The 23,701-nt window shown below is 71.3% G+C and carries 18 protein-coding genes; 10 read left to right on the top strand and 8 right to left on the bottom strand.

Features of this window, described 5'->3' with window-relative positions:
- Positions 1-63 precede the first annotated feature (63 nt).
- On the top strand, positions 64-1,080 hold the full coding sequence (locus tag ACFW3L_RS05495) for a LacI family DNA-binding transcriptional regulator (RefSeq protein WP_378736681.1): 1,017 nt from the start codon (positions 64-66) through the stop codon (positions 1,078-1,080).
- Here ACFW3L_RS05495 and mmsB read toward each other — a convergent pair.
- The 8 genes from mmsB to ACFW3L_RS05455 form a co-directional block, all read right to left on the bottom strand.
- Positions 1,046-2,215, bottom strand: coding sequence for a multiple monosaccharide ABC transporter permease (mmsB, locus tag ACFW3L_RS05490; protein ID WP_378736949.1), 1,170 nt, complete (start codon positions 2,213-2,215; stop codon positions 1,046-1,048). The genes ACFW3L_RS05495 and mmsB overlap by 35 nt on opposite strands.
- A 47-nt stretch (positions 2,216-2,262) precedes the next feature.
- On the bottom strand, positions 2,263-3,828 hold the full coding sequence (locus tag ACFW3L_RS05485) for an ATP-binding cassette domain-containing protein (RefSeq protein ID WP_378736679.1): 1,566 nt from the start codon (positions 3,826-3,828) through the stop codon (positions 2,263-2,265).
- Positions 3,825-4,916: a multiple monosaccharide ABC transporter substrate-binding protein gene (gene chvE, locus ACFW3L_RS05480; RefSeq protein WP_378736677.1), complete on the bottom strand. Its 1,092-nt coding sequence runs from the start codon at positions 4,914-4,916 to the stop codon at positions 3,825-3,827. The genes ACFW3L_RS05485 and chvE overlap by 4 nt, the downstream gene beginning before the upstream one ends.
- A 79-nt stretch (positions 4,917-4,995) precedes the next feature.
- On the bottom strand, positions 4,996-6,432 hold the full coding sequence (locus ACFW3L_RS05475) for an L-fucose/L-arabinose isomerase family protein (protein ID WP_378736675.1): 1,437 nt from the start codon (positions 6,430-6,432) through the stop codon (positions 4,996-4,998).
- 9 nt (positions 6,433-6,441) lie between these two features.
- The gene (locus ACFW3L_RS05470; protein WP_378736673.1) at positions 6,442-7,149 is read right to left on the bottom strand and encodes an L-ribulose-5-phosphate 4-epimerase; all 708 of its coding nucleotides are present in this window, start codon (positions 7,147-7,149) and stop codon (positions 6,442-6,444) included.
- Positions 7,146-8,816 (bottom strand): ribulokinase, encoded by a 1,671-nt coding sequence (gene araB / locus ACFW3L_RS05465; RefSeq protein WP_378736947.1) that lies wholly within the window; start codon positions 8,814-8,816, stop codon positions 7,146-7,148. Before araB ends, ACFW3L_RS05470 begins: the two co-directional genes overlap by 4 nt.
- A 266-nt stretch (positions 8,817-9,082) precedes the next feature.
- Positions 9,083-10,300 (bottom strand): MFS transporter, encoded by a 1,218-nt coding sequence (locus ACFW3L_RS05460; protein WP_378736671.1) that lies wholly within the window; start codon positions 10,298-10,300, stop codon positions 9,083-9,085.
- 196 nt (positions 10,301-10,496) lie between these two features.
- Entirely contained in the window at positions 10,497-11,480 is a 984-nt protein-coding gene (locus tag ACFW3L_RS05455; RefSeq protein WP_378736945.1) for a LacI family DNA-binding transcriptional regulator, read from the bottom strand.
- A gap of 148 nt (positions 11,481-11,628) precedes the next feature.
- Between ACFW3L_RS05455 and ACFW3L_RS05450 the strand changes: the two genes are divergently transcribed.
- The 9 genes from ACFW3L_RS05450 to ACFW3L_RS05410 all read left to right on the top strand — a co-directional run bounded on the left by ACFW3L_RS05450 (position 11,629) and on the right by ACFW3L_RS05410 (position 23,658).
- A complete protein-coding gene (locus ACFW3L_RS05450; protein ID WP_378736669.1) occupies positions 11,629-14,007 on the top strand; it encodes a protein kinase in 2,379 nt (792 codons plus the stop codon).
- Positions 14,008-14,990: 983 nt separating this feature from the next.
- A complete protein-coding gene (locus tag ACFW3L_RS05445) occupies positions 14,991-16,094 on the top strand; it encodes an LLM class flavin-dependent oxidoreductase (RefSeq protein WP_378736667.1) in 1,104 nt (367 codons plus the stop codon).
- Complete coding sequence (locus ACFW3L_RS05440; RefSeq protein WP_378736665.1) at positions 16,091-16,708, top strand: FMN reductase; 618 nt, start codon at positions 16,091-16,093, stop codon at positions 16,706-16,708. The genes ACFW3L_RS05445 and ACFW3L_RS05440 overlap by 4 nt, the downstream gene beginning before the upstream one ends.
- A 175-nt stretch (positions 16,709-16,883) precedes the next feature.
- Positions 16,884-18,182: an extracellular solute-binding protein gene (locus tag ACFW3L_RS05435; RefSeq protein WP_378736663.1), complete on the top strand. Its 1,299-nt coding sequence runs from the start codon at positions 16,884-16,886 to the stop codon at positions 18,180-18,182.
- A gap of 101 nt (positions 18,183-18,283) precedes the next feature.
- The gene (locus ACFW3L_RS05430; protein ID WP_378736943.1) at positions 18,284-19,153 is read left to right on the top strand and encodes a carbohydrate ABC transporter permease; all 870 of its coding nucleotides are present in this window, start codon (positions 18,284-18,286) and stop codon (positions 19,151-19,153) included.
- Positions 19,150-19,989: a carbohydrate ABC transporter permease gene (locus ACFW3L_RS05425; RefSeq protein ID WP_378736661.1), complete on the top strand. Its 840-nt coding sequence runs from the start codon at positions 19,150-19,152 to the stop codon at positions 19,987-19,989. Before ACFW3L_RS05430 ends, ACFW3L_RS05425 begins: the two co-directional genes overlap by 4 nt.
- Positions 19,986-20,807, top strand: coding sequence for an IclR family transcriptional regulator (locus ACFW3L_RS05420; RefSeq protein WP_378736659.1), 822 nt, complete (start codon positions 19,986-19,988; stop codon positions 20,805-20,807). Before ACFW3L_RS05425 ends, ACFW3L_RS05420 begins: the two co-directional genes overlap by 4 nt.
- Before the next feature lie 339 nt (positions 20,808-21,146).
- Positions 21,147-22,553 (top strand): glycoside hydrolase family 6 protein, encoded by a 1,407-nt coding sequence (locus ACFW3L_RS05415; RefSeq protein ID WP_378736656.1) that lies wholly within the window; start codon positions 21,147-21,149, stop codon positions 22,551-22,553.
- Positions 22,554-22,635: 82 nt separating this feature from the next.
- Positions 22,636-23,658, top strand: a complete 1,023-nt coding sequence (locus tag ACFW3L_RS05410; RefSeq protein ID WP_378736654.1) for a glycoside hydrolase family 5 protein — start codon at positions 22,636-22,638, stop codon at positions 23,656-23,658.
- Positions 23,659-23,701 lie beyond the last annotated feature (43 nt).

Here is a 23,701-nt window from a genome sequence, read left to right as displayed (position 1 = left end):
TGGGGTGAGTGGGATATGTTAGCGCCAACTCAGCCCCCGATAGCAGCAGCCAAGGAGTCATGGGTGGACCACACCTCCTCCTCCACCCGGACCAACCGCGACCCCGCGATGACGGACGTCGCCCGGCTCGCGGGGGTGTCCCACCAGACCGTCTCCCGCGTGCTCAACGGGCACCCCAACGTGCGCGAACAGACCAGGCTGCGGGTGCGCGCCGCCATCGAACAGCTCGGGTACCGCCCCAACCGCGCGGCCCGCACACTGGCGACCGGCAGGTCACAGCTCATCGGTGTCGTGGCGCAGAACTCCACGCTCTTCGGCCCGTCCTCGTTGCTGGCCGCCTTCGAACTGGCCGCCGCCGCCCAGGGCTTCGTGGTGAGCGTGCGCCGGGTCCGGGTCCTGGACCGGGGCTCCATCACCGCGGCCGTGGAACACCACCGTGAGCAGCGGGCCGCGGGAATCGTGGTGATAGCCCCCACCGCCGCCGCCGACGCGGCCCTGACGGAGGTCCCGACCGACGTGCCCCTGGTGACGGTCGACGGCGATCCCGAGCGCGCCGGGGCCGCCCTGGTCACCGTCGACCAGGAGGCCGGGGCCCGACTGGCCACGCGGCACCTGTTGGACGCGGGGCACGAGACGGTCTGGCACGTCTCCGGTCCCGAGGACTGGTTCGACGCCGCCGGACGCCAACGGGGCTGGCGGCAGACCCTGGAGGAGGCGGGCGTCGAGGTCCCCCCGGTCAGCCCCGCCGACTGGAGCGCCGCCTCGGGCTACCGCGCGGGACTGATGCTCGCCCGCATGCCCGAGGTCACGGCGGTCTTCGCCGCCAACGACCACCTGGCCCTCGGAATCCTGCGCGCCATGTCGGAACGCGGCCGCTCCGTTCCCGGGGACGTCAGCGTGGTCGGGTTCGACGACGTCCCCGAGGCGGGCTACTTCATCCCGCCCCTGACCACCGTGCGCCCCGACTTCGACACTGTGGCCGCCGAGGCGCTCAGCCTGCTGCTCTCCGGGATCTCCGGCGAGCAGCGGGCCGAGCGCCGCATCGTCACCCCGACTCTCGTCGAGCGGGAGAGCGCCTAGTCAGCCCCGGAAGGATCGGCGCGGAACCGCCCACCCGCTTCTTGTTGTAGATGTCGAAGGCCACCGCCAGCAGCAGGACCAGGCCCTTGATGAACTGCTGCCAGTCCACACCGAGGCCGATCAGCGACATGCCGTTGTTGAGCACGCCCATGAACAGGGCGCCGATGACCGCTCCGATCACACTGCCCACCCCGCCGGACGCCGAGGCGCCGCCGATGAAGGCCGCCGCGATGGCGTCCAGCTCGAACATGGTGCCCGCGCCGGGGGTGGCGGCGTTCAGCCGGGCGGTGAAGATGAGCCCGGCCAGCGCCGAGAGCACTCCCATGTTCACGAACACCCAGAACGTGACCCTCCTGGTGCGGATCCCCGACAGCGCGGCGGCCCGCTCGCTGCCGCCCACGGCGTACACGCGCCGTCCCATGGTGGTGGAGCGCATCACGAACGCGTAGCCGCCGATGAGCGCGATGAGCAGCACACCGACGAGCGGCAGACCGTTGTGCCCGGCCAGCGCGTAGGTGAACGCGACGATGGCGGCGGACACCACCACGGAGCTCGCGGCCGTCACCGCCGTGGGAGGCACCGGCAGGTCGCGGGCGCGGGAGCGGGCCCGCGAACGCCACTGGACCCACACGATGGCCGCCGCTCCGGCCGCTCCGAGGGCCAGGGTGGGCAGGTGGAGCCCGTCCGACTGTCCGGGCAGGAATCCGCTGGCGATGACCCGCAGCGACTGCGGGAGCGGGGCGATGGACTCCCCGCCCAGCGCCGCGAGGGTGGCGCCCCGGAAGATCAGCATCCCGGCCAGGGTCACGATGAACGCGGGCACGCCCACGTAGGCGACCCAGAAGCCCTGCCAGGCACCGATGGCCGCTCCCAGCAGCAGCGCGATCGGGACCACCACGGGGGTCGGCAGCCCCCAGGAGGTGAGCATGATCGCGGACATCGCGCCGGTGAAGGCCACCACCGAACCCACGGAGAGGTCGATGTGGCCGGTGATGATCACCAGCATCATCCCGATCGCGAGGATCAGGATGTAGGAGTTCTGCATGATCAGGTTGGTGATGTTCAGCGGGGTGAGCAGCAGGCCCCCGGTGAGGACCTGGAAGAGGATGATGACGGCCACCAGGGCGATGGCCATGCCGTACTGGCGGGTGTTGCCCCGCAGCAGGGATCGGGTCGGGAGTTTCACGTCGGGTCCCCGGTTCGGGTCATGAGTCTCATCAGGGTTTCCTGGTCGGCGTCGGCCGCCGCGACCTGGCCGGTGACGCGCCCCTCGCACATGGCGTAGACGCGGTCGCTCATGCCGAGGATCTCCGGCAGCTCGGAGGAGATGAGGAGGACGCAGGCCCCCTCGGCCGCCAGTCGGCGCACGATCAGGTAGATCTCGTACTTCGCGCCCACGTCGATGCCGCGGGTGGGTTCGTCCAGGATCAGCAGTTCGGGCCGGGTGAACATCCACTTGCCCAGCACGACCTTCTGCTGGTTCCCGCCGCTGAGCGTGCGCACGGTCTGGTCGATCCCGTGGCTGCGCACCCGCATGCGCTCGCTCATGCGCCTGGCCTCCACCGTCTCCAGGCCCGGGTCGAGGACGCCTCGGGTGGAGACCCGGTCCAGGGCGGCCAGGGTGGTGTTGTGGCGGATGTCGTCGTCCAGGACCAGGCCCAGCGACTTGCGGTCCTCCGGCACGTAGGCGACGCCCGCGGCGATGGCGGCGGCCACGTCGTTCACTCGCAGCTCGGCGCCGTCGCGGAACAGGCCGCCCCGGACGTAGCGGCCGTAGGAGCGCCCGAACAGGCTCATCGCGAACTCGGTGCGCCCCGCCCCCATGAGTCCGGCCAGGCCCACGACCTCGCCCCGGCGCAGGGTCAGGTCCACGCCCTCGACCATGCGCCGACCCGCCTGGGTGGGGTGGTCCACGGTCCAGTCGCGCACCTCGAAGCGGACCGGGCCGATCTCCCCGTCGGGGTCGGGGTAGCGCTGGTCCAGGTCCCGGCCGACCATCCCCCGGATGACGCGGTCCTCGTCGATCGAGGCCCCGCCCCGGTCGTCGCGTTCCACGGCGAGGGTCTCCACCGTGCGGCCGTCGCGCAGGATGGTGACCTCGTCGCTCACCCGCATCACCTCACCGAGCTTGTGCGAGATGAGGACGCACGCCACCCCCTGCTCACGCAGGTCCAGGAGCAGGTCCAGCAGGCGGTCGCTCTCGGCCTCGTTGAGCGCCGAGGTCGGCTCGTCGAGGATGAGCAGCCGGACGTCCTTGGCCAGCGCCTTGGCGATCTCCACCATCTGCTGGGCACCGATGCTCAGCGCGGAGACGGCGGTGGCGGGGTTCTCGTCCAGCCCGACCCGCAGCAGCAGTTCGCGCGCCCGGGCGTGGGTGGCGCCCCAGTCGATGACGCCGTACCGGGTCTCCTCGTGGCCCAGGAGCACGTTCTCGCTGAGGGACAGCTGGGGGACGAGGGCGAGTTCCTGGTGGATGATGGCGATCCCGGCCCGCTCGCTGGCGGCGACGTCGGAGAAGGCGCGGGGTTCGCCGTCCACCTCCACCAGCCCGGTGAAGGAACCGGCCGGGTGCACGCCGCTGAGCACCTTCATCAGAGTGGACTTGCCCGCACCGTTCTCGCCCATGAGGGCGTGGATGCTTCCGTGGGCCACGTCCAGCGCGACTCCGTCCAGGGCCCGTACGCCGGGGAACTCCTTACGGATGTCCCGCATGCGCAGCAGCGGAGACGCGGGGTTCGGGGCACTCATTCGAGGTCGGTCTCCTCGTAGTAGCCGCTCTCGACCAGCACCTCGTGGTAGTTGTCCAGGTCCACCGAGACCGGCTCCAGCAGGAACGAGGGGACGACCCTGACGCCGTTGTCGTAGGTGTCGGTGTCGTTGACCGGCACCTCGTCGCCCGCCAGGATCGCCTCGGACATGTCGACGGTCTGGGTGGCCAGCGCGCGCGTGTCCTTGAAGACGGTCTGGGTCTGCTCCCCGGCGATGATGGACCGCACCGAGGACAGGTCGGCGTCCTGGCCGGTGACGATCGGCAGCGGGCGGGAGTCGGAGCCGTAGCCCACCGCCCGCAGGGACTCGATCACCCCGAGGCTGATGCCGTCGAAGGGTGACAGGACCGCGTCCACCTCCTCCTCGGAGTAGTTGGCGCTGAGCAGGTTGTCCATCCGCGACTGGGCGACGGCGCCGTCCCAGCGCGGCGTGGCGATCTGCTCCATGGAGGTCTGCCCGCTGCGCACCTCCAGGGTGCCGTCGTCGATGTGCGGCTGGAGCACCGACATGGCGCCGTCGTTGAAGAAGTAGGCGTTGTTGTCGTCGGGGGAGCCGCCGAACAGTTCGATGTCGAACGGACCGTCCTCGTTCTCCAGGTCCAGCGAGTCGACGATGTACTGGCCCTGGAGCACACCGACCTCGAAGTTGTCGAAGGTGGCGTAGTAGTCCACGTTCTCGCTGCCCATGATGAGCCGGTCGTAGGCGATCACCGGGATGTCGTTGTCGGCGGCCGTGTCGATCACGTCGCCCAGGGCCTCACCGTCGATGGACGCGATCACCAGGAGGTCCACTCCGCGCGTGATCATGTTCTCGATCTGGGAGATCTGGTCCTGGACGACGTCCTCGGCGTACTGGAGGTCGGTGCCGTAGCCGCGCTCCTCGAACTCGGCGACCATGTTGGCGCCGTCGTTGACCCAGCGTTCGGACGACTGGGTGGGCATGGCGATGCCGATGACCCCGTTCTCACCCTGGGGGCGGGCGGCGTCACCGACCCCGTCGCAGGCGGTCAGGGCCAGGGTCGCGCCGACGAGGGTCGCGGCGAGGGGTAGGAGTGGTGGTCGTGACATCGGTCCTGCTTTCCTGGGGAGTGTCGTGAGGGGGAGGGCCGGCGCGGGGGCGCCGGTCCGCTGCGGGGCCCGGGCCGTCTCAGACCTGGACGTACTCGATCCCGGCCAGCTCGCACAGGACCTTCCAGTCCTGGGCGATCCGACCGGCGTTCATGACCATGTGGTGGGTGCCGCCCGCGCGCAGCCAGGCGTCCATGCATCCCCGGACACCCGACGCGGGGCGGAACTGTCCGTAGGGCATCTCCAGGGCGGGTAGTTCGGGGGAGTCCAGAACCTCGCCCTCGGCCACCACCAGGCGGAAGCGCTCGCCGCCCAACGAGACCAGGGAGGCCAGGGTGGCGGGCCCGGGCCGGTACCGGAACAGGATGGTCGGCGGATCGGCCAGGCCCCCGATGCCCAGCGGCCGTTTGATCATCCGGGTGGGCTCGTCCTCGCGGGCCAGCCGCCAGTTCCCCTCGCCCATGTGGCTCATCAGGATGGAGTCGCTGGGGAAGTCCATCGCGTACATCTCGGTGAAGTGGCCGTCCCCCGCCAGCCGGTGCCCGGCGTGGACGATGGCGGCCGCCAGGACGTCGCCCTCCCCGGCGAACCCGTAGCCCTGGGCCATGAGGGTGGAGGCGGCCGCCATGGGGAGGCGGGCGAAACGGCCGTCCTCACCGATGGCGTCGAAGTGGGTGGAATAGGCACCGCACCCCGACTCCTCCAGGAGGTGTTCGATGCCCAGCTGCATGCGGGCGTGGTCCTCGCGTTCCTCCCGGGACAGACGGACGTCGACGTCGAACACCTCGTCCTCCCACGAGAGGAGGTCGTTGACGGCCTGTTCGGGCAGGTCGGCCATGGTGCGGTGCAGGGTGCCGGGGGCGATCACGTGCACCTCGGGGCCGAGTGCGCGCAGCAGGGCGGTCTCGTCCACCCGGGCGTCGCCCATACCGTTCATCGGGTAGCCGAACACGCCCACGCGCAGCCGCCGCAGTGCGCTGACGGTGTGCGCGGCCCGGGCCCAGCGGTCCACCCGCTCCGCGAAGTCGGGGCTGTGCCAGTCACCGGTGACGACCTCGAAGTCGACCCCGGCCCGGACCAGTGCGTTGGCGGTGTCCTGGGCCCCGTGGATCCCCTGGTTGTAGGTCATGTCGGCCATGTCCCAGGAGGCGCTGACGGCGGGGTCGGGCTGGGTGTTGGCGAGGGCGAGGGGGAGTCGGGTCCCGGTCAGGGCCCGTGTCACACGGAGGGAGGGGCCGTAGGTGAGCATGACGACGAGGACCCCGTCCAGGTCCCGGCCCTCGAAGTCACGGATCGCCGCCTCTGCGTCCTCCCGGCCACGGACCGGTGGGGCGAGGGTCCACTCGGCCACGTCGGAGAGGCTCTCGGTGAGCCGTCGGGCGTAGGCGGCCTGGTGCTCCGTGATGCCGGGGATCATGGCGTCGTAGAGCGGCTGCATGACGCCGAGGAGCCCGATCCGGGGGCGGCGCGTGCGCACCGCCGGGTTGCTGCTCGCGGGGGGCGTGGGTGGGGGCACGGGGCTTCCTTACTGTCCGTAGGCGTTCTGGTAGCGGTGGTGGAGGGCGTCGATGTCGGCCTGGGGCAGGCGTTCGACGGGGCCGCCCTGGCGGGCGATGTGGATGGTGCGGGCCACGTCCTCGCACATGACCGCGGCCTTGACCGCCGCCTTCGCGGAGGCGCCGACGGTGAACACGCCGTGGCCGCGCATGAGGACGGCGGGGGAGCGGTGGCCCTCCAGGGTCGCGACGATCCCCCGGCCGATGGAGTCGTCCCCGATGAGCGCGAACGGGCCCACCGGGATGTCGCCGCCGAACTCGTCCGCCATGGCGGTGACCGCGCAGGGGATGGCCTCCCCCCGGGCGGCCCAGGCGGTGGCGTAGGGGCTGTGGGTGTGCACGACCCCGCCGACGTCGGGCCGGGCACGGTAGACGTGGGCGTGGGCGTCGGTGTCGCTGGAGGGGTTGTGGTCCCCCTCGACCAGCCGCCCGTGCAGGTCGCACACGACGACGTCCCGGGGCCGCAGGTCGTCGTAGGAGACGCCGCTGGGCTTGATCACCATCAGGTCGGTACCGGGGACGCGGGCCGAGACGTTGCCGCTGGTCCACGTGACCAGGTTCCAGCGGGGCAGCTCCGCGTGGAGCTCGCAGACCCTCAGTCGGAGGCGTTCGACCTCCGTGCGGTGCCGGTCCAGCTGCTGCCGTGTGTCGGTGCGGAGCGGGTCGGTGGGGGTCATCGCTTCCCTTCGGGGGTGGAGCCGGTGGTGAACGCGGCGCCGCGCAGGGCGCGCAGCCGACGCAGGCTGTCGCTGCCGCCCCGGCCGAAGTGGTCGTGGAGTTCGGAGTAGATCGCGAAGAGCGCGTCGTAGGCGGCGGCCCGATCCGGGTCGGGGTCGACGGTGTCCGCGCGGACCCGCCCCATCACCTGGGAGGCCGCGTGGACGTCCGGGTGGGCCCCGGCCGCGACCGCCGCGTGGATCGCGGCCCCCACCGCGCAGCTGTGCTCGGTGTCCACCACGTGCAGGGGCCTGTTCAGCACGTCCGCGTAGACCTGGAGGACGAAGGGGTTGCGGACCATCCCGCCGCCCACAGTGAAGTCGTGCACCGGGATCCCGGCACCGGTGAAGGCCTCGACGATGGTGCGGGTGCCGAAGGCGGTGGCCTCCACCAGGGCCCGGTAGACGTCCTCGGGCCGGGTGGCCAGCGTCATGCCCACCAGCACCCCGGACAGGGAGTGGTCGACCAGGACCGAGCGGTTTCCGCTGTGCCAGTCCAGGGCCACCAGGCCGTGTTCGCCCACGGCCTGGTGGGACGCCCTGTCGGAGAGCAGTTCGTGGACGGAGACCCCCTCGGAGGCGGCCTCCTCGTGGTACGCGGGGGGAACGTGGGTGTCGACGAACCAGCCGAAGATGTCGCCCACGCCGCTCTGCCCGGCCTCGTAGCCCCACATGCCCGGCGTGATCCCGCCCAGGGTCATGCCGCACATCCCCGGCACCTCGGCCAGCACCTCGGAGTTCATCACGTGGCAGGTGCTGGTGCCCATGATGGCGAGCATCCGACCGGGGCCGGTGGTCCGGGCGGTGGCCGCCGTGACGTGCGCGTCGATGTTGCCGACGGCGACGGGGGTGCCCTCCCGCAGCCCGGTCCAGGCGGCGGCGCGGGCCGTGAGCCCGCCCGCGCGCCCGCCCAGCTGGGAGAGCGGGTGGTCGAGCCGTTCGCTGACGAAGTCGGTGAAACGCGGGTCCAGGGCGGCGAGGAAGTCCCGGGAGGGCCACGCGCCGTCCTGGTGGATGCCCTTGTAACCGGCGCTGGACACGTTGCGGGTCTCGCGGCCGCACAGTTCCCAGACGATCCAGTCGGCGCCCTCGATCCAGCGCGCGGTGCGTTCGTAGACCCCGGGATCGTCGCGCAGCACCTGGAGGGCCTTGGCGAACTGCCACTCCGAGGAGATCCTTCCGCCGTACCGGGGCAGCCACGACTCGCCGCGTTCGGCGGCCAGGGCGTTGATCTCGTCGGCCTCGGGCTGGGCGGCGTGGTGCCGCCACAGCTTGGGCCAGGCGTGTGGGCGGTCGGCCAGGTCGGCCAGTTCGCACAGCGGGGTGCCGTCGGCGGTCACCGGCAGCACGGTGCAGGAGGTGAAGTCGGTGCCGACGCCGACGACCCGCTCGGGCGCGACCCCGGCCTCCCGCAGGGCGGCGGGGACGGCGCGCCTGAGGACCTCGCGGTAGTCGTCGGGGTCCTGGAGGGCGGTCTCCGGTTCGAGGGGGCGGTCGTCGCCGGGCAGGTGGTCCGTGATCACCCCGCGCCGGTAGACGTGCTCGGCCGTGCCCAGTTCGGCCCCGTCGCTGACGCGGACCACGACGGCACGGCCGGAGAGGGTCCCGAAGTCGATTCCGAGCACCACGGAGTCGGGCGCCGCGCGGCCCTCCCCGACGTCCGCGTCAGAATTGTGGGCGTTAACATTCGTGGGCAACGGGGGGTCCCTTCGCGGCTGCGCGTGCTGCATGGTTCCTCCCAGGCTCGGTTTTCCGAGACCTGGGGCCATCAGTGTGAGCTGGCCAACATTGTTGGCGTTAACAATCCATGAAGTCAACCCCCCGAGCCCACTCCGTCGTTCCACGACCGAGCGCCCGCACCCCCTGGGGGTACGGGCGCTCGATCGGCGTGGGGTCAGCCGTGGGACACGGGCTCGGCGTCCGCCCCGGCCGCTCGGTCCCGGTGCTCGGGGGTCGGGGCGGCGCCCGGGCCCTCGCGGTCCACCAGTCCGGCCGTCACGGCGATGCCGAGCCCGACCAGGGCGAGGACCACGCCGATCACGGCGGGGGACACGTACCCCAGCCCCATGCCGATGCCCAGGCCGCCCAGCCAGGCGCCACCGGCGTTGGCGAGGTTGAACGCCGAGTGGTTGGTGGCGGAGGCGATGGTGGGCGCCGCCTCGGCCTTGCTCATCACCAGGACCTGCAGCGGCGCGGTCACGCCGAAGCCGACGGCGCCGAGCACCACGACGGTCACGGCCGCGGTCCAGGGGTTGTGCACGGTCAGCGTGAACAGTGCCAGGACCCCGGCCAGCGAGGCGAGGGAGACGTAGATGGTCGGACGCAGCCACCGGTCCGCGATCGGACCCACCACCAGCGATCCCAGGGTCATGCCGACGCCGAACAGCGCCAGGACGATCGGGACCCCCGCGCTGGGCATGCCCGCCAGCTCGGTCATCATCGGTGAGATGTAGCTGTAGACGGCGAACACCCCGGCGAAGCCGAAGACCGCCGTGGTCAGCCCGAGGACCACCTGCGGGTGGCGCAGGGCCGAGAGCTCGCCGCGCAGGCCGCCCACGCGGGAGGCCGGGGTGTGCGGCACGAAGCGGGCCACTCCGAGGATGGTCAGTGCGGACAGGGCGACCACCACGAGGAACGCCACCCGCCAGCCGAGGAGCTGCCCGAGCAGGGTTCCGGCCGGGACCCCGACGATGTTGGCGACGGTCAGGCCGAGCATCACGCGCGCCACGGCCGTCGCTCGGCGGGCCGGGCCGGCCAGGTGCGCCGCGACCAGCGCGGCCAGGCCCAGGTACGCGCCGTGGGGCAGTCCCGCGAGGACGCGGGAGGCGAACACGGCGCCGTAGGAACTGGTCAGGACGGTGGCCAGGTTGCCGACGAGGAACACACCCATGAAGACGAGCAGCATGGTCTTGCGCGGCAGGCGAGTGCCCAGGGCGGTGAGCAGGGGAGCCCCGATCACCACGCCGAGCGCGTACGCGGAGATCAGGTATCCGGCGGTGGAGATGGGCACGTCGAGGTCGGTGGCGACCTCGGGAAGCAGACCCATGATCACGAACTCGGTGGTGCCGATGGCGAAGGCCCCGAGGGCCAGGGCGAGGATGGCCAGAGGCATGGCGGTGCCCCCTTCCGGAGGGTGGACGGCGTGCGCACGGGCCGGGACGGACCTCGCGGCATGGAGTGGTGCGGCGACGGGGAACCGGTCGCCCGGTGGGGAGGGGACGTGATGATTTGGCACGTGCTAAATCAACAATGACACCCGCTCCGGAGAAATTCCAACGGCCCGGTACGTGATCTGCCTCGCGTGGGGCTCAGGTCCGAGGGGGAGCGGTGCTCTCCCGCACGGTGAGCGTGGTCGGGAGCAGCACGTGCGTGCTCTCCGTGCGTCCCTCCTCCAGGCGCTCCGCGACCGCCCCGAGAGTCAGTTCCGCGATGCGGGTCACGTCCTGGCGGACCGAGGTCAGGCTCAGGAACGACAGGCGGGCGGCCCGGCTGTCGTCGTACCCCACCACGGACACCTCGCCCGGGACGGAACGGCCCGCGCGGATCAGGGTCTCCATGAGGCCGCGCGCCGACTGGTCGTTGCAGCACACGACGGCCGTGGGCAGCTCGGACCGGTCCAGGAGCACCGAGGCCGCTCGGGCCCCCGCCTCCTCGGTGTAGGCGCCCGGGACCAGGTCCACGTACGTCCCCAGCCCGTGCGCGCGCATCCCCTCCAGGTAGCCGGTCCGGCGTTCCGGGGCGCTCGGCAGGTCTCCGCCGAACACGTGCGCGATCCGCCGGTGACCGAGGGCGACCAGGTGGTCGACGGCCCGCCGCACCCCGGACACGGCGTCGGTGCGCACGCTGTCGGTCCCGGCCGCGTTGGTGCGCTGGCCGATCTCCACCACCGGCACGCGTTCGGCCACCCTGGCCAGGTCCTCCGGTGCCTGTGCCGACATCCCGATCAGGACCAGCGCCTCACAGCGCAGCCCCACGAGCTCGTCGATCGCCTGCCGTTCGGTGCGGTTGGCGAGCATCGCGCTCAGGGCCACGCCGTAGCCGAGCCGGGCCGCCTCCGGGTACAGCGCCTCGACGAGGTCGGCGTCCATCGGGTGCTCCATGGTGAACAGCACCCCCACCTGGCGGCTGCGGGCACGGCGCAGCAGCTGCGCCGCGGTGTCGGCACGGTAGCCGAGCTCCTCGGCGGCGCGCAGCACGCGTTCACGGGTGGCCGCGCTCGGACCGGGCCGGTCGGCCAGGACCAACGAGACCAGCTGCCGGGAGACGCCGAGGTGCGCCGCGACGTCCGCCATCGTCGGTCGTCCGCCAGTCGCCATCGTGCCCCCTCCCGCGCAGGCGCATCGTACCGTCTGTGGGAGCCGTCGACCCGCGAACCCCGCGTGTCACGGACGCATCAGAGTGACCGCACGCAGTTCCCCCACCCCTGTCTGAAGGGCCCCGATGTCCCCCACCCCTGACACCGTCCCCCCGCCGCACGGACTCTCGCCGCTGGAGGCGGGCGACCCGGCCACGATCGGCCCCTACCGGGTGGTGGGGAGGATCGGCGCCGGAGGGATGGGCGCGGTCTTCGGAGCCCTGGACGGCCAGGGGGTGTGCGTGGCGGTCAAGACCGTGCACGCCGACTTCGCCGGGCGGCCCCGGTTCCGGGAGGCCTTCGCCCGGGAGGTCGAGATGCTGGGGCGGGCGGACGGGATCAGCACGGCCCGGCTGCACGCCGCCGACACCGAGGCGACGGTCCCCTGGTTGGCCTTCGACTACGTGGCGGGGCGGGACCTGCGCCGCCACGTGCGCGCGTTCGGGCCACTGGAGGGCGACATGCTGCGCACCTTCGCGCTGGGCACGGCGGAGGGTCTGGCCGCCCTCCACGCGGCGGGGATCGCGCACCGTGACATCAAGCCGGGCAACGTGATCCTGTCTCCGGGCGGACCGAAGATCGTGGACTTCGGCATCGCGGTCGACATCGGCACGGACAGGACCACGGACGCCTCGGCCTCCTATGGAACACCGGGTTGGAGCGCGCCCGAACGCTACACCGGGGTGAGCGCGGATCCGGCCGCCGACGTGTTCGCCTGGGGCGGGCTGGTCACGCTGGCCGCAAGCCGGCGTGCCCCGTTCGGGACCGGCGACGCCGGGGAACTGGCACGGCGCGTCCGTCAGGGTGAGTACGACGTCACGGGTGTGCCGGAGGAACTGCGGGGCCTGGTCGAGGCCGCGCTGTCGGTGGACCCGCTGCGGAGGCCGACCTCGGAGGAACTGGTCCGGGCGCTGCTGCCCGAGGCGGAGCCGGACGGCCGTACCGGCGGGGGCGCGGTCACTGACGGCCTGCGCCGTATGCTCCGCGACTACTGGCGTGGGGTGGACGACGCCGGACACGACCCCGGACGCTGGGCGGCGGCGCTGGGCGCCGTCTCCGCGGCCGGTCTGGGCGCGAGCGTCGTGGGTGGGGGCGCGCTGGGCACGGGCGGCTCGGCGGGAACCGGCGCGGCGGGGGCGGGAACGGGAGCGGGGGGTTCCGTGGGTGCGGGAACGGCCACGGCCTCCGCCTCGGCTGGCAGCGGTACCACCGGCGGGCTGTTGAGCGCGGTCGCCACCTCCAAGGCGGGCCTCGCGGCCGCGGGTGTGCTCGCGGTGGCCGCGGTGGCCGCGGGCGGCTACGTCGTCTACGAGCAGGTGGTCGGCGGTCCTTCGGAGAGGGTCGCGGCCGCCGCGAGCCTGTTGGAGGAGGGTCCGGGGTTCACCGCGCGGGTGACCCGGAGCTACACCCGGGCGCACGCGGAGCGGGTCGAGGAGGAGACGGGTCAGCCGGTGGAGGCCGTGCTGGAGGAGAGCCGTGCCGAGGAGGAGTACCTGTACTCGGCGGCGGACCAGAGCTTCCTCATCCGGGGCGCGGCGATGGGACCCGACACGACGGCGGTCGCCAGCCACCAGGGCGAGCTGTACGTGTACGCACCTCGCGAGGCGGCGCCCGGGCTGTGGGAGGACTCACCGCAGCAGCTGTCGGTGACGTCCGAAGGGGTGAGCCTCTCCTTCGGTGAGGAGGGGGACCACGGCCTGTGGCGGCCATCGGCGGAGCCACACGGACTCGGCTCCGATGTGAGTCCTGACTCCGTGGCCGCCACACTGGTCACCGCAGGGCTCAGGGCTCTCGCCGACACGGGTGGCGCCGAGGCGGTGAAGGGTGAGGACCGGGTCTACGAGGGAGCCACCGTTCTTCCGCTCTTGGTCGAAGGGGAACTCGTGGAGGAGGACGCGATCGGAAGAACCGAACTCGACGCGGAGGGCGCACCTGTGTGGGCCGAGTACGGCTCGGACCGTTGGGACGTGCGGTTCGACTTCCAGGACGTGGACGTCGACACCCCGATGGAGGACCCGCAGGTGTGGGCGGCCGAGAACGACGGCTTCGGCTGGGAAGTGGTGCACGCCCCCGTCTGCGGTTCGGTGGGTCTGCCGGAATGGGCCGACGAGTGGGACGCGGCGAAGGTGTGGGACGTCCAGGCCAGCGGTTGGGGCGTGGACTGCGACGACGCGATGGACCTGGCGGAGCTGAGGGAGGATTCGAGTCTGAGCCCGGACCGGTCGGAGATGCTGCACGGTTCCCGAGGCACCAGGAGCGGCATCTGGCAGTACGATGACTCGATGACCTGCGGCATCTACTGGAACGAGTACGTCAGGCCGGAGAGCTACCCCGCTCCCTCCTACGAGTACGGGCCGTGTCAGGAGTCCGCTGTGCTGTCACGGGACGACAGCGATCCTCTCAACAGGCTTTCGGAGGTCGACTTCGGCCCCGTGACCCTGATCGACTTCCACGAACGGGCCTGATCCAGCTGGTCCGGCACAGAGAAAGGGGGCGCGCCCTGAGGCGCGCCCCCTGAAGCCTGGCCGGGTCCCACGTCCCCCAACGTGGGACCCGACCGCGCGGCCTGCGCACTAGGTGCGGTCTGGCCGCTGGGAAGGCGGTTGTAGCGATGGTTTCGTGTCAGAAACCCCCATTGCCGACACGAACGCGTACAACCGCGCATGGTCTTGAGGTGATCTCAGAAGCTTCGCACAGACTCGGTGGGTGTGTTGGGGTCGGGGTCGGTCTGGGGTGCTTCACCTGTGAGAACGCTTCTCTGAGCATAGGTGTTCCCGGCCAGTGGACCGATTTTCGGTCCGGCCGGTAAAAAGCGGGTGCGGACTCGGGCACGGGCGTCCTAAGCTCCCCCGATTCGGGTCCGGGATGGGGGGCGATCACGTCCGGGACGACGTCTCCCGGTGCGCCCCGCCGGGGCCGAGGAACGCGCCCTGGTCGGGGATCCCGGCTGGTGGGGAGTGGTCGCGGCGCCCGTTCGCGCGCATCCGCTGACGTCCCCTGGGAACCAGGACCGCGTGACGCGGACCGCCCGGAAGTGGAGCCTGACACGCGGCGGTGAGGGACACGTCACCCACGGGCGTCTGGAGGCCGGGTGCGTCCCGCCGCGACTCCGCCCGACGGGTGGCCGGGACGATCCTGGCAGCCGTGTGTGCCCGCCGAGGAGTGGGTCGCGTTCCACGCGCACCTTGTCGGTGGGAGCGAGTCGGCGCGGTCCCTTCCTGCTCGGGACGGGGTCGACGGGGGAGCGGGATGGTGTCGGTTCCGCTCGGTTCGGTGGAATCCGGGGCATAGTGACCCTTGACGGGCGTTCCCTGTGGCGCGGGGTGCGCGCCACGACCCCGCGCCCGCACGGTACGCGGGCGGGAATACCTGGCTCCCGGACGGGGTTCCGCATGATAGTTTCATCGAAAGCATTTTCCTAGGAAGCTATTTGGATCGGGGAACGGCCATGCAGTTCGGAATCTTCTCGGTCAGCGACGTGACGACCGACCCCACGACGGGACGTACGCCGACCGAGGGCGAGCGGATCAAGGCGATGGTGCGGATCGCGCTGAAGGCCGAGGAGGTGGGGCTGGACGTCTTCGCCACGGGTGAGCACCACAACCCGCCCTTCGTGGCCTCCTCGCCCACGACCATGCTCGGTTACGTCGCCGCGCGGACCGAGAAGATCATCCTGTCCACCTCCACCACCCTCATCACCACCAACGACCCGGTTAAGATCGCGGAGGACTACGCGATGCTCCAGCACCTGGCCGAGGGGCGCGTGGACCTGATGATGGGCCGGGGCAACACCGGCCCGGTCTACCCGTGGTTCGGACAGGACATCCGCCAGGGCATCCCGCTGGCGCTGGAGAACTACAACCTCCTGCACCGGCTCTGGCGCGAGGACGTCGTCAACTGGGAGGGCAAGTTCCGCACCCCGCTGCAGGGCTTCACCTCCACCCCGCGCCCGCTCGACGACGTGCCGCCGTTCGTCTGGCACGGCTCCATCCGCTCACCGGAGATCGCCGAACAGGCCGCCTTCTACGGCGACGGCTTCTTCCACAACAACATCTTCTGGCCCGCCACCCACACCAAGAAGCTCATCTCCCTGTACCGGCGCCGCTTCGAGCACTACGGCCACGGCAGGGCCGAGCAGGCGATCGTCGGGCTCGGCGGCCAGGTGTTCATGCGGAGGAACTCCCAGGACGCGGTCAGGGAGTTCCGGCCCTACTTCGACAACGCGCCGGTCTACGGCGGTGGCCCCTCCCTGGAGGAGTTCACCCGGGAGACCCCGCTCACCGTGGGCAGCCCCCAGGAGGTCATCGACCGTACCCTGGGCTTCAGGGAGTCCTTCGGTGACTACCAGCGCCAGCTCTTCCTGATGGACCACGCGGGTCTGCCGCTCAAGACCGTCCTGGAGCAGCTGGACCTCCTCGGTGAGGAGGTCGTCCCGGTGCTGCGCAGGGAGTTCGCCGCGAAGAAGCCGGACCACGTGCCCGACGCCCCGAACCACGCCTCGCTCCTGGCCGCGAAGGAGCGCGCCACCACGAACACGGAGGTCCAGGAATGACCCGCAGGCTCGTCACCGTCACGGCCGGGCTCAGCAACCCCTCCTCGACCCGCCTGCTCGCGGACCGGCTGACCGCCGCCGCCGAGGAGGCCCTCACCGACCGCGACGAGAAGGTCGAGGTCCGGGTGGTCGAGCTCCGCGACCTGGCCCACGACATCATGAACGCCATGACCACCCGTGTCCCCACGGGCGACCTGCCCGGGGTCCTGGCGGACCTGGCCGAGGCCGACGGGATCATCGCGGTGACCCCGGTCTTCAACGCCTCCTACAGCGGGCTGTTCAAGTCGTTCTTCGACGTGGTCGACACCGAGGCGCTGGACGGCAAGCCGGTCGTGGTGGCCGCCACCGGGGGCAGTCCGCGCCATTCCCTGGTGCTGGAGCACGCGCTGCGGCCCATGTTCACCTACACCCGCTCGGTGGTGGTGCCCACGGGCGTCTACGCCGCCTCCGAGGACTGGGGCGCGGGCGAGGGCGGCGGTCGGGAACTGTCCGAGCGCATCGCGCGGGCCGCCCGCCAGCTGGCGCTGCTCGTCACCGACAGCGCGCCCACGGGGACCGACCCCTACGACGAGCCCACCCCCTTCGCGGACCTGATGTCCGGTCTGGGTCGGTGAACCCGACCCCCTCAGGGGAGCCCGCTCCGCGACCACGTGCCCTGCACTGCGCATCCCGCGTTGTGCAGGGCACAACTTTGTCCCCGCTCCCTTCTGCCTGGTCCGAGCGCGTCCCTAGAGTCATCCCACCGATGGTCGGCTCCCGCTTTCCCTACCTCCGACCTGGGGAGTTTCGATGCGACTCACTACCCCCGCGCGCCTGTGCGCGCTCCTCGGACTCGCGGCCCTGACCACCGCCTGCGCGCCCCTCCAGACCCCCGGGGCCGCCTCCGGTGTGGACGAGCCGGACGGCACCCTGCGCGTCTGGCTCTTCTCCGAGGTCGACCAGGCCCCGAAGGAACGGGTCGTCGACGCGGCCGTCGCGGAGTTCGAGGCCGCGCACGACGGGGTCGACGTCCAGGTCCAGTACATTCCCGTGGAGACCCGGGCCGAACGCTTCCAGGGCGCCTTCCTCGACCCCGGATCGGCCCCCGACGTCGCCGAGTACGGCAACACCGACCTGGCGGGATACGTCGAGTCGGCGGGGTTCGTGGACCTTACCGAGGACCTCGCCGACTGGGAGCCGCACGAGGACATCGCCGCCGACGTCGCCGCCACCGCACAGGTGGACGGCGCCTCCTACGGTGTGCCCTGGTTCCTCGGCGCCCGCGCCCTCTTCTACCGCACCGACGTGCTGGAGGAGCTCGACCTGGAGGTCCCCCGGACGCTGGAGGAGGTCGTGGAGACCGGCCGCGCCGTCCGGGAGGCCCGCCCCGGGATGCTGGGGATCTCCGCTGGCGGCGCCTACACCTACGCCATGATGCCGTTCGTGTGGGCGCACGGCGGCGACATCGCGGAGCTCCGTGGCGACACCTACGCCGCCACCATCGACTCCGCCGAGTCCCGCAGGGGCCTGGAGCTGTACGGACGCATCCTGTCCGACGACGTCTGCCCGCCCCAGACCTGCTCACAGCTGACCGGCGACGCCTCCGTGCAGAACTTCCTCGCCGGGAACGCCGCCATGACCATCGGCGGCAACTTCAACCTCAACGCGCTGCGCGACAGCGAGGTGGCCGAGAACGCCGCCGTCGTCCCGCTTCCCGGAACCGAACCCGGCACCGTGGCCCCCGCCTTCGCCGGGGGCAACAACCTCGGCGTGCTGGCCGGTACCGAGCGCCGCACCCTCTCCGTCGAGTTCGTGAAACTCCTGGCGGGCAAGGAGTACCAGCTGAAGATGTACGAGGCGATGGGCAACCTGCCCGCCTACACCGACGTCCGCGAGGAGCTGGCCTCCTCCGACGAGGAGATCGGCCCCTTCGTCGAGACCATCGACGCCGGGACGCGGTTCGTTCCCGTCACCGGCGCCTGGGCCACGGTGGACGCCGAGGGCATCCTGCCCGGCATGGTGCAGCGGGTGGCGGCCGGGAACACCGACGTGGACCAGGCCACCGACGAGGCCGCGCGCGCCCTCGACACCGCGTTCGGGGGAGAGTGACGCCCGTGGACGCCAGACCCCCCGTCTCCGCCCCCGCCCCCGCCGTACGGCGCCCCACCGGTCGACCTCCGGGATCCCGGAGCCGCCGCGTCGAACCCTGGATGTACCTGGTGCCAGCCGCGCTGGTGCTGGGCGTCATGCTCGTCTACCCGCTCTACCAGCTGGTCCTGGTGTCGTTCTTCGACTACGGCCAGCCCCAGGTCACCGGCGCCGAACCCCTGGAGTTCGTCGGCTGGGCCAACTACCGTGCGCTGCTGGCCGACCCCCAGTTCTGGGAGGTGCTGCTCAACACGGTCGGCTTCGCCGCCGCCTGCGTGCTCGGCACCCTCGCCGTGGGCGGCGCGCTCGCGGTGCTGGCCACCCGCCTGACCCCGTGGGTGCGCACGGTGCTCTTCCTGGCGGCCCTGGGAGCCTGGGCCACCCCCGCCGTCACCGGCAGCGCCGTCTGGCTGCACCTGTTCGACCCCACCCTGGGTCCGGTGAACCAGGCCCTGACCTGGCTGGGCCTCGGTGACTTCTCCGGGCACTCGTGGACCTACGACAAGTGGTCCGCGTTCGCCCTGGTCGGAGCCCAGGTGGTGTGGTGTTCGTTCCCGTTCGTCATGGTCACGCTCTACGCCGGGATCCGGGCCATTCCGGAGGAGGTGGTGGAGGCCGCCCGGCTGGACGGAGCCTCCACGTCCAGGATCGCGTGGTCGGTGATGCTGCCGATGCTGCGCCCGGCCGTCACCATCGTCACCATCCAGTCCATCATCTGGGACTTCAAGATCTTCACCCAGATCTACGTCATGACCGGGGGCGGCGGGATCGCCGGACAGAACCTGGTCCTCAACGTGTACGCGTACCAGAAGGCGTTCGCCTCCGGGCAGTACGGCCTGGGATCGGCGATCGGCGTGATCACGACCCTGCTCCTGCTGCTGATCACCCTCGTGTACCTGCGCGCGCTGCGCCGCCAAGGGGAGGTACTGTGACGCTCCGCAGACTCAGGAACGACGTCGCCGGGCTGCTGGTGGCGCTGGTCGTCGCCCTGCCGCTGTACTGGATGCTGCTCTCGGCGCTCAAGCCGCGGGCGGCCCTGGAGGCAGGTGACCCCACCCCCTACACGCTCGAACCGACCCTGGAGTCGTTCCGCAGGGTGCTGCTGATCGACGGCTTCGGGCAGTACCTGCTCAACAGCGTGCTGGTGGCGGTCGTGGTCGTGACCGCCTCCACCCTGTGCGCCTTCCTGGCGGCGGTGGCGCTCACCCGCTACCGCTTCCGGCTGCGCACGACCCTGCTCGTCATGGTGCTGACGGCGCAGATGGTGCCGGTGGAGGCACTGACCATCCCGTTGTTCTTCCTGATGCGCACCCTGGGGTACGGCATCCCGGGGATCGGGCTGAACCAGCTGGGTTCGCTCATGCTCGTGCACACCGCTTTCGCCATCCCGCTGGCCGTGTGGATGCTGCGCGCCTTCGTCGCGTCGGTGCCGCGGGAGCTGGAGGAGGCGGCCTGGCTGGACGGCGCGGGCAGCCTCACCTTCGTCACCCGGGTGCTCTTCCCGCTGGTCGCCCCCGGCGTGGTGGCGTGCAGTATCTTCTCGTTCATCATGACGTGGAACGACTTCCTGTTCGCCCGCACCTTCATCATCTCCGCGCAGGAGAACCAGACCCTGCCCATCGCGCTGCTGTCCCTGTTCAAGCCGGACGAGAACGACTGGGGCGGCATCATGGCGGGGTCGGTCCTGATGACCCTGCCCGTCCTGGTGTTCTTCCTGTTCGTGCAGCACCGGCTGGCCAACGGTCTGGGCGGGGCGGTCAAGGGGTGAGTTCCGAGCCCGCGCCCCGCCGCAACGCGTCGGCGTCGCTGCGTCGCGCCCTGGCGGTGGTGGAGCAGGTCCGCTCCACCCCGCCCGAGCGCGGCGGCACCACCCTGACCGAACTGGCCGAGGGCCTGGGCGTGAACAAGAGCACCGTGCTGCGCCTGTCCGTGCCGCTGGTGGAGTACGGCCTGCTCACCCGGGACCGGCGCACCGGCCGGTTCCGGGTGGGCACGGCCGCGCTGCTGCTGTGGCAGTCCTACCTCGACCACATGGACCTGCGCTCGGTCGCCTCGGAACACCTGCGCGGCCTGATGCGCCACACCGGTCACACCTGCCACCTGGTGCTGTTGGACGGACACGACGTCGTCTACGTGGACAAGGTCGAGAACGCCGCGACGGTGCGGATGGCGTCGCGGATCGGCGCCCGGATGCCCGCCTACCGCACGGCGGTGGGGCGGGCGATCCTGGCCTTCGGCCCGGACGACCTGGTGGCCGACGTCGTGGCGGCGGGGCTGCCCGCCGTCACCGCCCGGACGGTGACCGATCCGGTGGTCCTCGCGGAGGAGCTGCGCCGGGTGCGCGAGCGGGGGTACGCGATCGACGACCGCGAGAACGAGCCCGAGGTGCGGTGCGTGGCCGCGCCGGTCTTCGACCACAACCGCGATCCCGTGGCGGCGATCAGCGTGTCCGCGCTGGCCAGCCAGTTGCCCGTGGCGCGGGTGCGCGGGCTGGGGCCGGAGGTCGCCGCCGTGGCGGCCCGGGTGTCTGCCCAGTTGGGCGGCCGGGCCGTGGACACTTCGGGCGGAGGGCACGGGGCTCCGTAGGCCGGAGGTGGTACGGACCGGTCACAGCTCGGCGGGCGGACCAGCGGCTTCCGGAATCGGACGAAACCTCCGCAGAGTTTTCTGTCCGTCACCCATTGCAGCCGGTTTTCAATGGTGTTAACTTTCCGGAAAGCGAAGCATGGGAGCGCTCCCGAATCCGGGGTGGCGCCCTCGGCTCGCAGTCCGGACAGCGCCACGACCGACCGGTGCGCGACCGGATCCGAGGGGTCAACCCCGGCCGGGTCCGCACGTCGCGTCGCCCTCCCGGCCCCCTCCGGGACCGTGCGACGCCCCCGCAAGCTCACTCTCCTTGGCACCCCCCTACGCGAGGAAACGACGATGAGCAGATTCTCTTCCCACGCACACCCGACCAGGTCGCGGCGCGCGCTCGCCACGGCCTCCGCCCTCCTGCTGGGCGCGACCACCGCGCTGACCGCCGCCCCCGCGGTCGCCGCCCCCGACGGGGCGTCCGCCGCCAACGAACGGGTGGACAACCCGTACGTGGGCGCTGACGTCTACGTGAACCCGATCTGGTCCGCCAACGCCGCCGCTGAACCCGGCGGTGAGGCCGTCGCGGACGAGCCCACCGGGATCTGGCTGGACCGCATCAGCGCCATCGAGGGCAACGACAGTCCCACCACAGGTGACATGGGGCTGCGCGACCACCTCGACGAGGCGGTCGCGCAGGCCGCCGGAGAACCGCTGGTCTTCCAGCTGGTCGTCTACAACCTGCCTGGTCGCGACTGTGCCGCTCTGGCCTCCAACGGCGAGCTCGGGCCCGACGAGATCGACCGTTACGAGTCCGAGTACATCGACCCGATCGCGGACATCCTGAGCGACTACGAGGACACCTCCCTGCGGATCGTCACGACGATCGAGCTCGACTCGCTGCCCAATCTGATTACCAATGTGTCCCCCCGCAACACCGCCACCCCCGAGTGCGACGTCATGCTGGCCAACGGCAACTACGTCAACGGCGTCGGTTACGCGCTGGCCCAGCTCGGCGCGATCGACAACGTCTACAACTACGTGGACGCCGGCCACCACGGCTGGATCGGCTGGGAGGACAACTTCGCGCCCTCCGCGGCCCTGTTCCACGAGGCCGCCAACGCCAACGGGGCCACCCCCGACGACGTGCACGGTTTCATCGCCAACACCGCCAACTACTCGGCCCTGAAGGAGGAGCACTTCGCGATCGGGGAGACCATCAACGGGACCCCGGTGCGCCAGTCCAGCTGGGTGGACTGGAACAACTACGTCGACGAGCTCTCCTTCGCCCAGGCCCTGCGCGGCGAACTGGTCTCCCAGGGGTTCGACCCGGGCATCGGGATGCTCATCGACACCTCCCGCAACGGCTGGGGCGGTGCCGAACGGCCCACCAGTGCCGGACCCACCACTGACGTGAACGCCTACGTCGACGGCGGCCGCTTCGACCGCCGCATCCAGTACGGGAACTGGTGCAACCAGGCCGGTGCCGGTCTGGGCGAGCGGCCCACCACCGCGCCCGAGCCGGGGATCGACGCCTACGTGTGGATGAAGCCCCCGGGTGAGTCGGACGGCTCCAGCACGGAGATCCCCAACGACGAGGGCAAGGGGTTCGACCGGATGTGCGACCCCACCTACGAGGGGAACCCCCGCAACAACCACAACATGAGCGGCGCGCTGCCCGACTCGCCCGTCTCCGGCCACTGGTTCTCCGCACAGTTCCAGGAGCTGCTGGCCAACGCGCACCCGCCCGTCCAGTAGGAGGCCCTCCCGGATCGGGCGCCCGCCGCCGTCCCCCCGCGGCGGGCGCCCGGCAGGGGCCACCCCTCCGAACGGAGCCCTCGTGAAGCAACGCCTGACACTCGCCCTCACCACGGTCCTCGCACTCGTGACCGCGCTGTTCGTACACATGATCCCCGCCCACGCCGACACCGGGTTCCGGGTCAGCGACGGGCGCCTGGTCGACGCCGCGGGGAACGACTTCGTCATCCGCGGGGTCAGCCACCCGCACACCTGGTTCACCCACGAGACCGGAGCCCTGGCCGACATCGGGTCGCTGGGCGCCAACACCGTCCGCGTGGTCCTCAGCAGCGGCGACCGCTGGCAGGAGAACGACGTCGCGGACGTCGCGGCGGTCGTCGCCGACTGCAAGGAGAACCGACTCGTCTGCATGTTGGAGGTGCACGACACCACCGGCTACGGGGAGGACCCCGAGGCCGCGACGCTGGACCAAGCCGTCGACTACTGGCTGCGGATCCAGGACGCGGTCGCGGGGGAGGAGGACCACGTCCTGGTCAACATCGCCAACGAGCCCTTCGGCAACGACGAGGCGACCAACGCGTCGTGGGCCTCCGCCACCTCGGAGGCGATCCAGCGCCTGCGCGCGGCGGGCTTCGACCACACGTTGGTCGTGGACGCCCCGAACTGGGGACAGGACTGGACGCACACCATGCGCGACGGCGCCCAGGGAGTCTTCGACGCCGACCCCCACGCCAACACCGTGTTCTCCATCCACATGTACGGCGTCTACGAACAGGAGTCGGTGATCGTCGACTACCTGGAGTCCTTCACTGACCGTGGTCTGCCCCTCGTCGTCGGTGAGTTCGGGTTCGACCACAGTGACGGCGACCCCGACGAGGACGCCATCATGCGGCACACCGAACGGCTCGGCCTCGGCTACGTGGGCTGGTCGTGGAGCGGAAACAGCGGCGGGGTCGCCTACCTGGACATGGTCGAGGACTTCGACGTCGACTCCCTGACCCCCTGGGGAGACCGGATCTTCCACGGGCCCGACGGCATCGTCGAGACCTCGGTGCGGGCTCCCGTCTACGGAGCGGAGCAGCCCGGCCCACGAGCACGTACGTGAGACCCCCGGCCGCGCGCCGTGCGCGGCCGGGTTCCCCCAACGC

Source organism: Nocardiopsis sp. NPDC058789 (genome assembly GCF_042745575.1).
In the GTDB taxonomy this organism is placed as follows: Bacteria; Actinomycetota; Actinomycetes; order Streptosporangiales; family Streptosporangiaceae; genus Nocardiopsis; species Nocardiopsis eucommiae.
Note: the sequence above shows the minus strand (reverse complement) of the source record. Positions and strands in the feature narration are given on the sequence as shown.

Coding starts and splice junctions, on each gene's coding strand:
- mmsB (WP_378736949.1), bottom strand. CDS start 2,215: ATGGCCATCGCCCTGGTGGCCGTCATCATCCTCTTCCAGGTCCTCACC.
- ACFW3L_RS05485 (WP_378736679.1), bottom strand. CDS start 3,828: ATGAGTGCCCCGAACCCCGCGTCTCCGCTGCTGCGCATGCGGGACATC.
- chvE (WP_378736677.1), bottom strand. CDS start 4,916: ATGTCACGACCACCACTCCTACCCCTCGCCGCGACCCTCGTCGGCGCG.
- ACFW3L_RS05470 (WP_378736673.1), bottom strand. CDS start 7,149: ATGACCCCCACCGACCCGCTCCGCACCGACACACGGCAGCAGCTGGAC.
- ACFW3L_RS05460 (WP_378736671.1), bottom strand. CDS start 10,300: ATGCCTCTGGCCATCCTCGCCCTGGCCCTCGGGGCCTTCGCCATCGGC.
- ACFW3L_RS05455 (WP_378736945.1), bottom strand. CDS start 11,480: ATGGCGGACGTCGCGGCGCACCTCGGCGTCTCCCGGCAGCTGGTCTCG.
- ACFW3L_RS05450 (WP_378736669.1), top strand. CDS start 11,629: ATGTCCCCCACCCCTGACACCGTCCCCCCGCCGCACGGACTCTCGCCG.
- ACFW3L_RS05445 (WP_378736667.1), top strand. CDS start 14,991: ATGCAGTTCGGAATCTTCTCGGTCAGCGACGTGACGACCGACCCCACG.
- ACFW3L_RS05440 (WP_378736665.1), top strand. CDS start 16,091: ATGACCCGCAGGCTCGTCACCGTCACGGCCGGGCTCAGCAACCCCTCC.
- ACFW3L_RS05435 (WP_378736663.1), top strand. CDS start 16,884: ATGCGACTCACTACCCCCGCGCGCCTGTGCGCGCTCCTCGGACTCGCG.
- ACFW3L_RS05430 (WP_378736943.1), top strand. CDS start 18,284: ATGTACCTGGTGCCAGCCGCGCTGGTGCTGGGCGTCATGCTCGTCTAC.
- ACFW3L_RS05415 (WP_378736656.1), top strand. CDS start 21,147: ATGAGCAGATTCTCTTCCCACGCACACCCGACCAGGTCGCGGCGCGCG.